This is a genomic window from Pseudonocardia sp. SID8383, from assembly GCF_009864975.1.
GTDB classification, from domain to species: domain Bacteria; phylum Actinomycetota; class Actinomycetes; order Mycobacteriales; family Pseudonocardiaceae; genus Pseudonocardia; species Pseudonocardia alni.
Genome location: NZ_WWFY01000926.1, coordinates 1 through 14,740, shown reverse-complemented (window position 1 = coordinate 14,740; position 14,740 = coordinate 1). Strand labels below are relative to the sequence as shown.

The window sequence follows — 14,740 nt, the reverse complement described above, 5'->3', positions numbered from 1 at the left end:
CGGCGACGACGGCGAGCACCGCCCCCCGGGCCGCCCGGGACCGTCGGCGTCCCGGCCTCCGCTCCGCCACGGCTCCTCCGGTCGTGGGCACCCGGTCGGTTGCCCACGACCGACATCGTGCCCCGACCGTGGCCGACTCGGACAGGGAGAACAGAACGTTCACACGGGATTATCAGGATCGTCGTCGCACCTCGTGCGGCGCGTCGTCACCCGGCGTCATACCGTCACGCAACGACCGGTCGACCGACGACGAGTGGGGGTGGCGGAGTGGGCTGGACGCGCACGATGCCGGTGGAACGGATCTTGGCCCGGAGCGAGCACGGCGACGGGGGTGCCGACGGACACGGGACACCGCTCAAGCGCACGCTGAAGGCCCGCGACCTGGTCGGATTCGGTGTCGGCATCATCATCGGCACCGGCATCTTCACCCTCGCCGGGGTCGAGGCCCAGCAGCACGCGGGCCCCGCCGTCACGCTGTCGTTCCTCATCGGCGCGGTCGTCGCCGGGCTCGCCGCCGTCTGCTACGCCGAGCTGGCCTCCTCGGTCCCGACGGCGGGCTCGGCCTACACCTACGCCTTCGCCACCCTCGGCGAGGTCTTCGCCTGGATCATCGGCTGGGACCTGCTGCTGGAGTTCGGCCTCGGCCTCGCCGTCGTCTCGCGCAGCTGGTCCGGCTACCTGGCGTCACTGTTCGGGCTGCCGACGGCGTGGTTCGGGGAGGACGCGACGGTCAACATCGGCGCGGTGCTGATCATCGCGGTGCTGACGGTCGTCGCGGTCGCGGGCATCCAACAGTCGGCGCGGCTGACGAACCTGCTGGTCCTGGTGAAGCTCGCGGTCTGCGTGCTGATCCTGGCCGTGGGCGTGTTCTACATCGACCCGGCGAACCTGCAGCCGTTCATCCCGCCGGCGCAGGCGCCCGAGGACGGCGGCTCGGTGTTCACCCAGCCGATCATCTCCGGGGTGTTCGGGCTCGCGCCGACCGTGTTCGGCGTCGGCGGCATGCTCACCGCGGCCGCGGTGGTCTTCTTCGCCTACACCGGGTTCGAGGCGCTGGCGAACCTGGGCGAGGAGGCGAAGCGTCCCGACCGCGACCTGAAGATCGGCCTGCTCGGCGCGCTCGCCATCTGCGCGGTGCTCTACGTCGGTGTCTCGATCGTGCTCACCGGGATGGTGCCCTACACCGAGATCGACACCGGCGCCCCGCTGGCGTCGGCGTTCGCCGGCGTCGGGCTGCCGTGGGTGGGCGCGCTGATCGCGCTCGGCGCGGTCACCGGCCTCACCTCGGTGATGATGGTGGAGCTCGTGACGATCGGCCGGATCGGCTTCGCGATGGGCCGCGACGGCCTGCTGCCGAAGGCCATCGGCACCGCGCACCCGACGTGGGGTACCCCGCACCGGATGACGATCGTCGGTGGTGTCGTCTGCGCGGTGATCGCGGCCTTCACCCCGATCACCGCACTGGCCGACATGGTGTCGATCGGCGCGCTCTCGGCGATGATCATCGTGGCGATCGCGGTGCCGGTGCTGCGCCGGACCCGCCCCGACCTCGACCGGCCGTTCACGGTGCCGTTCTCGCCGGTGGTGCCGGCGATCACCGCGATCGCGTGCCTCTACCTGATGCTGAACCTGAACCTGGACACGTGGATCCGGTTCGTCGGCTGGCTGCTGCTCGGCCTGGTCGTCTACGCCGTCTACGGGCGGAAGCACTCGTTCCTCGCCCGCGAGGAACGAGAGGGTTCCGGGGCCGGGCGGGACCGGGCCTGAGCCGGCCCCGCCGGGCCGCGGGTCAGCGCTGCAGGGCCTCGCGGGGGGTGATCTCCCCGCGGGCCAGCGCCCGGCGGACCCGGCGGGCCGCGGTCAGCCTGCGACGGACCTGACGGACCGGCTCGACCTGCGTCGCGCGGTGCAGACGCTCGTTGAGCCGGCCCTGGTCGTGCCGGCGGTCGAGCAGCGACCAGGAGAAGGCCAGCGCGTCGTCGGCGCCCTCGAGGCTCTCCGGGACGGTCTCGAACCACTCCATGCTGGCCCGGGCCATCCGCTGGATGGGCGCCATCGCGGCGCGGCGACGCGCGTCGTAACCGGCGAGGGCGGCCTCGACGTCGTCGGTGCCGCGGGTCCCACGCGGGTACAGCTCCTCGGCCAGCGCGATCGAGTCGGCGACCGCGAGCACGGTGCCCGAGCCGATGGCGAAGTGCGTGGTGTGCGCCGCGTCGCCGGCGAGAACGATGTTGCCGTCGCGCCAGGACATGTTCCGGACCTCGCGGAACTGCAGCCACGGCGAGGACCCCATGCCGGGCGGGGCGATCAGCGAGTGCCCGTCGAGCGAGCGGGCGAAGACGCCCTCGAGCATCCGCATGGCCTCGTCGGGCGCCATCGTGTCGAGCCCCAGGCCCGTCCACGTCTCCGGCGTGCACTCCACGATGCAGGTGCTGACGCAGTCCGCCGCAGGGTAGGCGTGGAACCAGATCCAGCCGGCGTGGGTCTTCTCGAACGCGAAGGTGAACGGCCGGAACGGCTTGCTCGTCCCGAACCACACGTAGCGGTTGGCGCCGTGGGCGACCCGGGTGCCGAAGACGTCGGCCCGGGCGGCGCGGATCGCGGACCCGACCCCGTCCGCGGCGACGACGACGTCCGCGTCCGCGGTCAGCGGGTCGCGTGCGGTGTCACCGTCGGCGGCGACGGCGGTGTCGAACATGAGCTTCACGCCGACCTGGCGGGCCCGCTCCGCCAGCACCTCCAGCAGTCGCGCACGGCCGATGGAGTAGCCGTAGCGCCCGCCGAGGTGCACCGGGCGCCCGGATACCTCCACGACCTGGGAGTCCCACACGTGCGCCGCGGCCCGCACCTTCTCGGCACCGAGGGGATCGGTGCGGAAGAGCTCGTCGAGGATGTCCTCACCGAGTGTGACCGCGAAGCCGGAGGCCGTGCCGGGACCGTTGCGCTCCGCGAGGACGACCTCGTCCTGACCGCCCGACCGCAGCCGGGCCAGGATCGAGAAGTACAGACCGGCCGGTCCACCACCGACGACCACGATCTTCACACCGGACCTCCATCGGATGTCATCGAGCTGGGACGCAACGACCCTACGAACGTGGCGGACCTGTGTGGACACCGGGTCCGATCACGATCGGTGACGGTGCGCATGCCGGCGGCAAGCGGCTTCGCGACCGGACTCAGCTCTGCCGACCACGCAGGGCCGACCGCCGGACGCGGCGGGCGGTGGTCAGACCGCGCCGCACCTGCCGCAGCGCGGGCACCTGGGTGGCGCGGTGCAGGGTGCGGTGGATGCGGCCCATGTCGCCCCGGCGGTCGGTGAGCGACCACGCGAACTCGACGGGGTCGGTGACCTGTTCGAGCTGGCGTCCGGCCTGCTCGAACCACTGCATGTTGCGCCGGGCGGCGTCCTGGATCGGGCCGATCTCCGCACGCCGGCGGGCGTCGTAGGCCGACAGCGCGGCGCCGCGGCCGTTCGGGCAGGTCAGGTCGGCCGCAGCCGTCTGACCGGCGACGCCGTAGAGGGCGTCGACCAGACCCATCGAGTCCTGCATGGCCAGCACGGTGCCCGAGCCGATCCCGAAGTGCGTGGTGTGCGCGGCGTCGCCGGCCAGCACGAGGTCGCCGTCGCGCCAGGTCCGGTTGCGGACCTCGCGGAAGCGCAGCCACGGCTTGTCCCCGAGCCCGCCGAGGGGCTCGATGAGCCGGCGGCCGGCCAGCGTGCGGTGGAAGACCGACTCGACGAGCCGGACGGCCTCGGCCCCGGACATGTGGTCCAGGCCCAGCGCCTCCCAGGTGTCGGGCTCGCACTCGACGATGCAGGTGCTGACCCCGTTCGACGAGGGGTAGAGGTGGATCCACATCCAGCCCGCGTCGGTCGGCTGGAAGTCCCAGACGAAGGTGTCGGAGTCACTGTCGGCGCCGAGCCAGACGTAGGGGTTCGTCCCCTCGTCGACGGTGGTGCCGAAGTGCTCGGCGCGCGCGGTGCGGATCCGGCTGCCGACGCCGTCGGAGGCGACGACCAGGTCGGCGTCGAGGTCCGCGCGGTCCACCGGGGAGCCGTACTCGATCGTCACGCCCAGCTGCTCGGCCCGGCGCGCCAGCACGTCGAGCAGGTCGACGCGGGCGATCGCGTAGCCGTACTTGCCGCCGACGTGCACCGGGCGGTGGTCGCCGACCCGGATCTCCTGTGCGTTCCACAGCCGGGACGCACGGCGCAGCGCCTCGCCTCCCGCCGGATCGTTGCGGAACGCGTCGTCGAGCATGTCCTCGCCGTAGGTGACGGCGAACCCGTGGGTCCGCCCCGCCTCGTTGCGTTCGTGCACGACGACCTCGTCGCGTCCACCGGACCGGAGCCTGGCGAGGACCGCCAGATACAGACCGGCCGGCCCCCCACCCGCGCAGGCGATACGCACGCGAGCCCCCTTCGGTTCATCAGGTCACCGGAAAGGATGCACCGTAGCGCAGCGATTGCGCGCCACGACGGGGTGTGTATGTCCGGGAGGTCCGACCCCGGCCGGTGACGGGCCGTCCGGGGCCCCTCCCCCTGGCACCCGGGTGGTCGACACCTGGTTAGCGTGGTGGTGTGCACGCACTCAGCGGGACGTCCCGCGCCGCCGTCCGGTGGTGCGCGCGATGAGCGTCGGGGAGATGGTCGCCGGCCGGGTCCGCTCGGTCCGCCGCGAGATGGGCAACCCGCTCTACCGCAACGCGTACGCCCTGATGCTCAACACCGTCGTCAACTCCGGCTTCGGGTTGCTCTACTGGGTCTTCGCCGCCCGCGTGTTCAGCACCGAGGACGTCGGCCGTGGCAACGCCATGGTCAACCTGATGATGCTGATATCGGTCCTGACCTCGCTCAACTTCGGTCAGGCCCTCATCCGCTTCCTCCCGACGGCCGGACGCGACTCACGGTCGCTGGTGCGGCTCGCGTACGGGATCAGCGCCGCCATGGCGGTCGTCGGCTCGGCCGCGGTCATGACCTACTGCCACGTCGCCTACGCCCCCGGCGACCCGCTGCACGTCTCCCCCGGCTTCGCCGCGTGGTTCGTGGTCTCGACCGCCGCGTGGTCCATCTTCAACCTGCAGGACCAGGTCCTGACCGGGCTGCGCTCGGCGATGTGGGTGGTGCTGGAGAACGGCGTCTACGGCGTCGTGAAGCTCGGGCTGCTCGTGGTCGTCGCGTTCACCTCGGTGTCCGACGGCGTGTTCACCTCCTGGAGCGCGCCGGTCATCGCGCTGCTGGTGCCGTTCACCCTCCTGATCTCGCGGCGGCTGCTCCCCCGGCACACCGCCGAGACCGCGGACCGCGACGACGCGGGCGCCCCGGACCGCGCCACGCTCGCCCGCTACATGGGCGGCGACTACCTCGGCCAGGTGTTCAACCAGGCCATGTCGTCGTTCCTGCCGGTGCTGGTGGTCATGACGATCAGCCAGGCGGCCAGTGCCTACCTGCTGCCGGCCCAGACGGTCTTCCTCGCGATGAGCATGCTGTCGATGGCGATCACCTCGGCGCTGGTCGTGGAGGGCTCCCGGAACCCGGCGCACGCGCACGTGTTCGCCCGGGCGGTGCTGCGGCGGATCTGCCTGCTGGTGTGGCCCGCCTCGCTGGTCATCGCGCTCGCCGCCCCGCTGCTGCTGTGGTTCTACGGGCCGCAGTACGTCGAGAACTCCACGACGCTGCTGCAGCTGCTGATGGTGTCCATGTTCCCGCGCGTGATCGTGACGATGTGGATGACCAAGTCCCGGCTCGCGAACCGCACCTTCCCCCTGGCCGTGCAGCAGCTCGTGCACTGCGCGATCGTGCTCGGCGGGATCCCGCTGCTCGCCCCGATGCTCGGGGTCGACGCCGTCGGCTGGATGTGGCTCGCGGGCGAGCTGGTCCTGGCGATCGTCTTCCTGCCGTCGGTGGTGCGCTGGCTGCGTCAGCCGGTCCCGCCGCACCCGCCCGGCGACGGCGGCACCGCCGGCCCGGACGGCCCGGATCCCCTCGCCCGGGACGACGACACCCGGCCCATCGGCGGGCCGGAGGCACGGACCCACGAGTTCCCCCGCGTCCGCGACTGATCCGCGGTCCTGCCGGCTCCGGCGCTCCCTCCGGCTCAGGGGCTCGGAGCCTCGGGGCTCCGGAGGTCCCGGGGCACGGATCCACCGAGCTCCGGGCTTCCGGGGCTCCGATTCACCCGACCTTCCGGCTTCCGGAGGTCCGGTCCAGCGAACTCCGGGCTTCCGGGCGACAGACCGGCCCACGGTCCGCCGGCCACCCGGGGCAATGGCCACCAGCGCTTCCACTCGCGGGCGACCACAGCTGCGAGGCTGCGCCGCGGCACAGCACGGCACGCCGGCCCCCGGCCCGGCGGTCCTGTCGCACCTCGGACGAGGTCGTCGCACCCGCCGCACGGGGTGCGACGACCTCGTGAGGGGTGCGGCAGGTCGCGTGGGGGACCTCGTCGGCTGCAGCGATGCGGCCGTGCGCCCTGCCGAACCCCGCAGTCGTCCGCACCCCACGGAATCGCACCCCGCGCGACGAGGGTGGTCCTCACCCACGCACCGAGGAGCGCCCCACCGGACGACGTGCGAGACAGACCTGTCGATCAGTACGTGAGCGCTGTCCGACCAGGCGTCGGCAACGCTCAGGTACTGATCGATCGGCGGCGGGCGCCGTCCTCGCACGCTCTCCGCGGCCCGCATCCCGGTTCCGCTCCGACGACCGCCAGGAAGGCACCTCGGGACCGGCGTGGGCGGCACACCTGTTGCCGGGGGTGTGGCCGCCCGCGACGGGGTGTGGATGGGGGCGGCGACCCGCGACGACGCACGGCGGCCGTCGCGTGGGGTGCCGCGGCCGGCGGCGGGTCGCCGCGGGGTCGTCGGGGCTCGGCGCGGCGGACGGGTCGGGCGGAGAGTGTGCGGCGGCGAGGGCGGCGCAGGACGAGGGGCTGCGCGAGAGCTCGATGAGTGGACGAGCCGGGTGCATGGACGAGGCCGGTCCGCGCACGCCCGGCGGGTGCGGGGACCCGGCGTAGGGATGGACCCGGGTGGGTGCGCGCCCGGTGGAACGCACGGGCCGGGACGCATGCGAGGCCCGGCGGGTGCACGAGTCCGGGCGTACGCGGAGCCCGGTGGGCGCGCGGGCCCTCCGGGTGCACCGGCCCGGGGATACGCGCGAAGGCCCCGGTGGAGGCGAAGTCCGGGGCCCGTACGAGACCCGGGGAGAGACGCGAGCCCGGGTGCGCCCGAGAGCCCGGTCAGGAGCGCCCGGTCAGGAGCGCTGGATGAACTTCTCCGGGATCGGGGTCCCGTTGCGCCACAGGTTCCCCAGCGCCCGGTCGAAGGCGCGGGGCCGCAGCCGGACGAGCCCGCCGCCCGGGTTGTGGGTGATCTCGCCGAAGTAGACGTGCCCGTCGACGTCGTAGAGGTCGACGCGGGCGAAGGTGAAGTCCTTGCCCAGCGCGCGGGCGATCTCCAGCATCCGCTCGTAGGACGCGGGCTTCTCGGGCAACGCGTCCGCCTGGGAGAAGCGCCCCGAGATCCGGAACGGCACCCAGTCCGGGTGCAGCATCGTCGAGGTGTGGGCGACGAAGCGGTCCTGGTCGATGACGACCATCGCCGGCTCGCCGTGGAAGACGAAGAACTTGTAGTCGGCGGGTGGCTTGGTGCCGTCGCCGATCATCTCCTCGACGACGGCGCGCGGGGTGAGCCCCTCGTAGGGGCGCTCGCGCCAGCCGTGGGTGAAGAAGTCGGTGCGCAGCCAGCGGGCGACCGTCGAGCGGATCTTCGCGTGGTCGGCGGCGGCCGGGTGGCGCACCAGGATCGTCATGTCGCAGCCGTGGGTGCCCTTGACGACGTAGGGACCCGCGGGGGCCTCCAGGTCGAGGTCCTCGGGCCGCTCGACCACCTGGATGAGCGGGATGAGGTGCTCGGCCCCGATCCGCTCGGCGACGTGGTCCCGGACGGCGTACTTGTCCGCGGTGACGTGCACCAGCTCGGGCTGGTCGTCGAGGTTCTTCTTCGCGAGCAGCTGGGACCAGGTCCGCGGCCGCCGGAACGTCGTCAGCTCCCCCTGGAACAGGGCGTGGTGGGCGATCGCGAAGGCGCGGTGCGGCAGGAACCGGAGCCGCCGGGACAGCATCACCCGTGCGTCGAACGACATTCTCCGGACGATAGCGACCCTCTCCCACCACCCGGCTCACCGGCCCCGGACCGGGTGGCCCGGCGCCCGGGGCAACCTCGGATGCCGCACGGACGTCACCAACAGTGCGCACGCTCGTTGCCATTCGCGAGGAATGCCCGCAGCACGGCCTCGGTCGAGGGCGTGCCGAATGCTCTGCGTCACCCCCTACGGTGAATGCGGGGCCGACGGCGCCGAAGACCGGCGCACCCCGGAAGGAGCTGGCGACTGTGCCGATCGTGCGGAACCCTCACGTTCTCGTCACCGTGATCACCCCCGCCTACAACGTCGGTCCCTGGATCGGTGAGGCCATCGACTCGGTGCTCGCGCAGACCGAGTCCCGGTTCGAGTACCTCGTCGTCGACGACGGGTCGACCGACGACACCGCCGACGTCGTCCGCTCGCGCGCCGAGCGCGACCCGCGGGTGCGGCTGATCCAGGTGGAGAACGGCGGCTCGGGTGCCGCGCGCAACCGTGCCCTGGCCGAGAGCGCCGCCCCCTTCGTCGCGTTCCTGGACGGCGACGACCGCTGGCACCCCGAGTTCCTCTCGCACATGCTCGAGACCATGCACACCGCCCCGCCCGGGGTCGGGATGGCGTACTGCCACACCCGCGTGATGCTGGAGTCCGGGCAGGTCGTGGCGCTGCGCTGGCAGCCGTCGGGCAAGGTCGACATCGACAAGCAGCTGGTGGAGAACAACCCGCCGCACAACGGCAGCTCGCTGATGATCCGCCGGGCCTGCTTCGACCAGGTCGGCGGCTTCGACTGCTCGCTGCCCTCCGCGGTGGACTTCGAGATGTGGCTGCGGATCGCCGCCGGCTCGAACTACCCGCTGATGTGGGGCACCCGCCGCTGGCTGCTCGACATGCGCCTGATGCGCACCGGGTCGATCAGCTCCAACCGGCAGCGCCGGTTCGAGTGCCTGGACAAGGTCATCGCCGACTACGCCCCCCGGATGGGCCGCCGGCACCCGGGCATGGCCTACGTCCGGCCCGCGGTGTTCGCCTACCGCGACGGGCTGGACGACTTCGGCGACCGGTGGGCGCTGCTCGCCCGCGAGGCCGGGGCGACGGAACTCGCGAAGGACTCGTGGGGCCGGTCGCTGCTGGCCTGGAGCAGCGCGGGCCGCGAGCGTCGCGCGCAGCTGCGCAATGTCCGTGACACCGCCCGCAACGGTGCCTACAAGGGCATGTCCGGAGCGCTGCGGACCGCGGTGAGGATCAACTCGCTGCGGGGATGATCCCGGCGCGCGGCGGGTGTCCCCCGGCGTGCGACCGACCAGGGCGATCCCGTACCGCGGCGGCCTCACCCGCCGTCGTCGGGGACGGGGGTTCAGCTACCACGACGCGACCGGCGCCGCCGTCGCCGCGCCGGTGCGGGCCCGGATCGAGGAGCTGGTGATCCCGTCCGCCTGGCGGGAGGTATGGCTCTCCGAGCGGGACCGCGACCACATCCGGGCCGTCGGCTACGACGACGCCGACGACCACGTCCGGTCGCTCACCGACGCCGCGCACACGGCGAAGGACCTGCGGACCCGGAACGCCACCGTCGTCGGCGCGGTCGCGTTCGCCGAGCACGGCTGGGCCGGTGGCGCCGGGCTGTCCGCGACCGCGCTGGAACGGGCCGAGGCCGCCACGACGTGCCGGGTCGCCCGGGCGCTGGGCGACACCCCGGCCGTCGCCCGCAGCAGCTACGTCGACCCGTGCGTGGTGCGGGCCTTCGAAGAGGGCCACACGGTCGCGGCCGGGTTGCGCTGCATCCCGCGCGGCGCCGGCGAGCACCGCACCCGGGTCGCCGTCGGACGGGCGGTGCTGCGGCTGCTGGAACGCCACAACTGACCCGCGGCCCCCCGGTGCCGGCCGGTCGGCGCATGATGGGTCCGTGGTGGCAGTCGAGGCGGGCCGGACGGAACGACGGGCCCGGGCGGCGGTGGCCCTGGTCTTCCTCACCAACGGCCTCGTCTACGCGAACCTGCTGCCCCGCTTCCCGCAGATCAAGGCCGATCTCGGCCTGTCCAACACCCAGCTCGGGCTGGCGGTGGCCGCGATGCCGTTCGCGGCGCTGCTGGCAGGGCTGACCGCGGGCCCGCTCATCGCCCGGTTCACCTCGGCGAAGGTGGCCTCGTTCGGGATGGCGGTGATCGCGCTCGGCGTCGTGCTGGTGGGGTTCGCACCGTCCTGGGCGCTGTTCGCCACGGCCATGCTGCTGGTCGGGGCGTCCGACGCCGTCGTCGACGTCGCGCAGAACGCGCACGGGCTGCGGGTGCAGCGCCGCTACGGCCGGTCGATCCTCAACGGGTTCCACGCGCTCTGGTCGGTCGGAGCGGTCGCGGGCGGGCTGATGGGCTCGGCCGCCGCCGGGACCGGGCTGGCGCTGCCGGTGCACCTGGGGCTCTCGTCGCTGCTGTCGGTGGTGATCGCCGTCGCGGTGTACCCCCTGCTGCTGAGCGGCGCCGACGGCGACGACCGCCCGGCCCCCGACGCGGCCGACGGTGCACCGCCGCGGGGGCCGTGGACCGGGCTCTGCCCCCGCACCGTGGCGCTGCTCGCCGTGTTCGGGCTGGTCGCGATCTCCGGCACCCTGGTCGAGGACTCCGGCGCCACCTGGGCGGCGGTGTACCTGCAGGGGCTCGGGGCCGGTGCGGCCGTCGCCGGCCTCGGGTTCGTGGCGCTGCAGGGCTGCCAGTTCGTCGGCAGGCTGATCGGTGACCGGATGGTCGACCGGTTCGGCCAGCGCGCGGTGGCCCGCGCCGGCGGTGGGCTGGTGCTCGCCGGGATGGGGCTCGCGCTGGCGTTCCCGACGGTGCCCGGGACCGTCGCCGGGTTCGGTCTCGCCGGGTTCGGGGTGGCGACGCTCGTCCCGGCCGCGATGACCGCCGCCGACCACCTGCCGGGGCTGGCCCCCGGGACCGGGCTGACGATCGTCACCTGGCTGATGCGGGTGGGGTTCCTGGTGTCGCCGCCGGTGGTCGGGCTGGTCGCCGACGCGACGTCGCTGAGGGCCGGGCTGCTGGTCGTCCCGGTGGCCGGGCTGGTCGTCGTGCTCGTCGCGGGGGTGCTCTCCACCCGTCGCACCCGGGCCTGAGCACAGGCAGATCGGATCACTCGTGCGTCTCGACACGAATCGGACGACCCCTTAGCGTCAGGGCGCATGTCCTCCACCGTCCCGCCGGCGCCGCCGGGACCCGCACTCCGGTCCTCTCGCAAGGTCGCCACCGCCAGCCTGGTCGGCACCACCATCGAGTGGTACGACTTCTTCATCTTCGGCACGGCCGCGGCCCTGGTGTTCAACCAGGTGTTCTTCCCGTCGGTCGACCCCGTCACCGGCACCCTGTCCGCGTTCGGCGCGTTCGCCGTCGGGTTCATCGCCCGCCCGCTCGGCGGGGCGGTGTTCGCGCACTTCGGCGACAGGGTCGGCCGGAAACCGATGCTCGTCTACTCGCTGCTCATGATGGGCGCGGCGACCGTCGGGATGGGTCTGCTGCCCGGCTACGACACGCTCGGGGTCTGGGCTCCGGTCCTGCTGGTGACGCTGCGGTTCCTGCAGGGGTTCGGCGTCGGCGGCGAGTGGGGCGGTGCGGCGCTGATGGCTGTCGAGCACGCCCCGTCGCACCGGCGCGGGTTCTACGGCAGCTGGCCGCAGGTCGGTGTGCCGCTGGGCCTGGTGCTGGGGACGGCGACGTTCGCGGTGCTGTCCGCGACGCTGACCGACGAGCAGTTCCTGGCGTGGGGCTGGCGGGTGCCGTTCCTCGCGAGCATCGCGCTGATCGGGGTCGGGATGTGGATCCGGCTCGGCGTCCACGAGTCGCCGGTGTTCCGGCAGGCGATGGACGAGAAGGCCGCGAACCGGATGCCGGTGCTGGAGGCGCTGCGCACCTACCCGAAGGAGATCCTGCTCGCCGCCGGGTCGTTCCTGGCGACGAACTCGACGTTCTACGTCTCCTCGGTCTGGCTGGTCACCTACGCGACGCAGTCCCTGTCCTACGACCGCACGACGATCCTCGCGGCGAACTCGGTGCTGTCGCTGTCGGACATCCCGCTGATCATGGCGTTCGGTCTGCTGTCGGACCGGATCGGGCGTCGTCCGATGTTCGTCGGTGGGATGGCGCTGCTCGCGGTGTTCGCGGTGCCGTACTTCTGGCTGGTGTCGACCGGCAGCATCTGGCTGTTCCTGCTGGGCGGGCTGGTCGTGCAGGTGGCGCGCTCGGCGGTGTACGGGCCGCAGTCGGCGTTCTTCGCCGAGCAGTTCTCCACCAGCATGCGGTACTCGGGGGCGTCGCTGGCCTACCAGATCGCGTCGATCCTGGGCGGCCTCGCGCCGCTGCTGTGCACCGCGCTCGTCGCGCTGACCGGGTCGCTCTACGCCGTCGCCGGCTACGTCGTCGGGATCGCGCTGGTGTCGATGGTCTGCTCGTGGCTGATGACCGAGACGCTGCGGTCGGGGCTGCGCGACGACGCCGCCGCCGTCGCCAGGACCTGACCCCTACCGTCCGCCGGTCGCGGTCACCGGCGTGCCCCGTCCGCGGGCACGCCGGGCCGCGACCAGGTCGGTGACCCCGAGCACGAGGGCCAGCGCCACCAGCCCGACGGTGATGAGCAGGCCGTGCGAGATGGCGTCCGCCCAGTCCCCGCCGGACGCGGTGAGCCTGCCGAAGAACACCGCGCCGACCGCGGACAGCCCGATCGCCGTCCCGATCCGCTGCCCGGTCTGCAGCACCCCGCCCGCGGTGCCGCCGGAGGTGTGCGGGATCTCCGACAGCGCGAGGGTCTGGTTCGGCGCGATCACCAGCCCGCCGCCCGCCCCGGCGAGCAGCAGCGGCCCGGCGATCGCGAGCCCGGTCCACGGGCTGTGCGCGGTCGCGGCCAGGACGAGGTCGGTGACGCCGAGCCCGACCATCACCGTCGCCAGCCCGACGACGATCATCGGCTGCCCGAACCGCGCCACCAGGCGCCCGCTGAGTGCGGAGGTGACGGCCGAGCCGAGCGCGAACGCCGTCATCGTCAGCCCGGTCTGCAGCGGGGTGTAGCCCAGCCCGTTCTGCAGGTAGAGGGTGAGCACGAAGAAGATCGAGGTGAACCCGGCGAAGTAGACGGTGCCCAGCGAGGCCCCGACGGCGTAGCTGCGGGTCCGCAGCAGCGCGAAGTCGATCAGCGGGTGACCGTGGACGCGCTTGGCCCGACGCTCCCACGCCACGAACGCCGCCAGCGCCGCGACCGAGACCGAGACCAGCCACCACGGCGCCGACGCCGGGTCCCGCTCGGCGAGTACCAGCGGCAGCATCAGCGCGACGACGGCGACGCCGAGCAGCACCGAGCCGCCCAGGTCCAGCGGGCGCCGCTCCCCCGTGGTCACGGTGTCGGCGGGCAGCAGCCGGAACGCCGCGACCAGCGCCGCGACGCCGATCGGGATGTTGACGAAGAAGACCCAGCGCCAGCCGTCGGCGTCGCCGGCCCAGGACAGCAGCAGCCCGCCCAGCAGCGGGCCGACCGCGGTCGAGATCCCGACGACGGCGCCGAACATGCCGAACGCGGTGCCCCGCTCCGGGCCGCGGAACAGGTCCTGGATGAACCCGACGACCTGCGGGGACAGCAGCCCGGCCGCGACGCCCTGCACCAGCCGGACCGCGACGAGCACCTCCGGGTTCGGCGCGAACCCGGCGACCGCGCTGGTCAGGGTGAACAGGGCGAGGCCGGTGACGAACATGCGACGGCGGCCGCGGTCGTCGCCGAGACGCCCGGACGCGACCAGGACCAGGCCGAACGTCAGCGCGTAGCCGGACACGATCCAGGACAGCTGCGCCGCCGAGGCCCGCAGGCCGGCTTGCATGGCGGGCAGCGCGACGTTGACGATGCTGACGTCGAGCAGGCTCATGAACCCGGCGACCAGGCAGACCGACAGCGCCCGCCAGCGTCGCGGGTCGGGGGTGTACGCCTCGGGCGCGGTGCGGTCGTCGCTCACAGTCCCTCATTCCGCGTCCTGGCGATGCGGGCCGCAACTCGAACCCGGGTCCTGCGGACACGCGTCACATCGTGTGGACTCACCGACCATGTGGACCGAAGAGATCGGGAACCGGTCGTGAGGGGCGCCGAGGCGCTGGTCGGGTCGCTCACCGCGGCCGGGGTCGACGTGTGCTTCATGAACCCGGGGACCTCGGAGATGCACTTCGTGCAGGCGCTCGACGCGGTGCCGGAGATGCGCGGGGTGCTGGCCCTGTTCGAGGGCGTCGCGACCGGTGCCGCCGACGCCTACGCGCGCATCGCCGGGAAGCCGGCGGCGGTGCTGCTGCACCTCGGGCCGGGGCTGGGCAACGGGCTGGCGAACCTGCACAACGCCCGCCGGGCCGGGACGCCGATGCTGTGCGTGGTCGGCGGGCACGCGACCGACCACGTCCGCTTCGACGCGCCGCTGGAGTCCGACATCACCGCGGTGGCGCGGACCGTGTCCGGGTGGGTGCACACCAGCGGCGACGTCCGCGACGTCGCCGCCGACGCGATGCGCGCCCTCGCCGCGACCGGCGAGCGCGGCGGGCAGGTCGCGACGCTGGTGCTGCCGGCCGACGTGTCCTGGTCGGAGGG

11 protein-coding genes are annotated in these 14,740 nt (G+C 73.2%); 7 read left to right on the top strand and 4 right to left on the bottom strand.

Translation table 11 applies throughout. The features are described 5' to 3' along the window. Positions 1–285 precede the first annotated feature (285 nt). Entirely contained in the window at positions 286–1,767 is a 1,482-nt protein-coding gene (locus GTW08_RS22295; protein WP_202417541.1) for an amino acid permease, read from the top strand. Between the two features lie 22 nt (positions 1,768–1,789). Here GTW08_RS22295 and GTW08_RS22290 read toward each other — a convergent pair whose 3' ends face one another. Both GTW08_RS22290 and GTW08_RS22285 read right to left on the bottom strand, forming a co-directional pair. Continuing rightward, the gene (locus GTW08_RS22290; RefSeq protein ID WP_073577003.1) at positions 1,790–3,043 is read right to left on the bottom strand and encodes an FAD-dependent monooxygenase; all 1,254 of its coding nucleotides are present in this window, start codon (positions 3,041–3,043) and stop codon (positions 1,790–1,792) included. Positions 3,044–3,176: 133 nt separating this feature from the next. Further along, entirely contained in the window at positions 3,177–4,322 is a 1,146-nt protein-coding gene (locus GTW08_RS22285) for an FAD-dependent monooxygenase (protein ID WP_253068418.1), read from the bottom strand. Between the two features lie 310 nt (positions 4,323–4,632). Between GTW08_RS22285 and GTW08_RS22280 the strand changes: the two genes are divergently transcribed. Continuing rightward, positions 4,633–6,063, top strand: coding sequence for a lipopolysaccharide biosynthesis protein (locus GTW08_RS22280; protein ID WP_139282917.1), 1,431 nt, complete (start codon positions 4,633–4,635; stop codon positions 6,061–6,063). A 1,192-nt stretch (positions 6,064–7,255) separates the two neighbouring features. Here the strand turns inward: GTW08_RS22280 and GTW08_RS22275 are convergent. Beyond that, positions 7,256–8,146: an ATP-grasp fold amidoligase family protein gene (locus tag GTW08_RS22275; RefSeq protein WP_073577007.1), complete on the bottom strand. Its 891-nt coding sequence runs from the start codon at positions 8,144–8,146 to the stop codon at positions 7,256–7,258. 257 nt (positions 8,147–8,403) lie between these two features. Between GTW08_RS22275 and GTW08_RS22270 the strand changes: the two genes are divergently transcribed. From GTW08_RS22270 to GTW08_RS22255, 4 genes are all read left to right on the top strand, one after another. Continuing rightward, positions 8,404–9,405, top strand: a complete 1,002-nt coding sequence (locus GTW08_RS22270) for a glycosyltransferase (protein ID WP_161152466.1) — start codon at positions 8,404–8,406, stop codon at positions 9,403–9,405. Between the two features lie 28 nt (positions 9,406–9,433). Then, the gene (locus GTW08_RS22265) at positions 9,434–10,003 is read left to right on the top strand and encodes a hypothetical protein (RefSeq protein ID WP_083658903.1); all 570 of its coding nucleotides are present in this window, start codon (positions 9,434–9,436) and stop codon (positions 10,001–10,003) included. Between the two features lie 43 nt (positions 10,004–10,046). Beyond that, the gene (locus GTW08_RS22260) at positions 10,047–11,249 is read left to right on the top strand and encodes an MFS transporter (RefSeq protein ID WP_073577010.1); all 1,203 of its coding nucleotides are present in this window, start codon (positions 10,047–10,049) and stop codon (positions 11,247–11,249) included. Between the two features lie 66 nt (positions 11,250–11,315). Further along, entirely contained in the window at positions 11,316–12,644 is a 1,329-nt protein-coding gene (locus GTW08_RS22255) for an MFS transporter (protein ID WP_073577011.1), read from the top strand. A gap of 3 nt (positions 12,645–12,647) precedes the next feature. On the opposite strand, the gene GTW08_RS22250 is transcribed toward GTW08_RS22255, so the two are convergent. After that, positions 12,648–14,123, bottom strand: a complete 1,476-nt coding sequence (locus GTW08_RS22250) for an MFS transporter (RefSeq protein ID WP_073577012.1) — start codon at positions 14,121–14,123, stop codon at positions 12,648–12,650. A 117-nt stretch (positions 14,124–14,240) separates the two neighbouring features. On the opposite strand from GTW08_RS22250, the gene GTW08_RS22245 reads away from it, so the two are divergent. After that, on the top strand, positions 14,241–14,740 hold a 500-nt coding region (locus GTW08_RS22245; protein ID WP_346009953.1), incomplete at its 3' end, for a thiamine pyrophosphate-binding protein.

Bases quoted from the DNA above. Each gene is read 5' to 3' on its own strand.
- GTW08_RS22295 (WP_202417541.1), top strand. From the start codon at position 286: ATGCCGGTGGAACGGATCTTGGCCCGGAGCGAGCACGGCGACGGGGGT.
- GTW08_RS22280 (WP_139282917.1), top strand. From the start codon at position 4,633: ATGAGCGTCGGGGAGATGGTCGCCGGCCGGGTCCGCTCGGTCCGCCGC.
- GTW08_RS22275 (WP_073577007.1), bottom strand. From the start codon at position 8,146: ATGTCGTTCGACGCACGGGTGATGCTGTCCCGGCGGCTCCGGTTCCTG.
- GTW08_RS22255 (WP_073577011.1), top strand. From the start codon at position 11,316: ATGTCCTCCACCGTCCCGCCGGCGCCGCCGGGACCCGCACTCCGGTCC.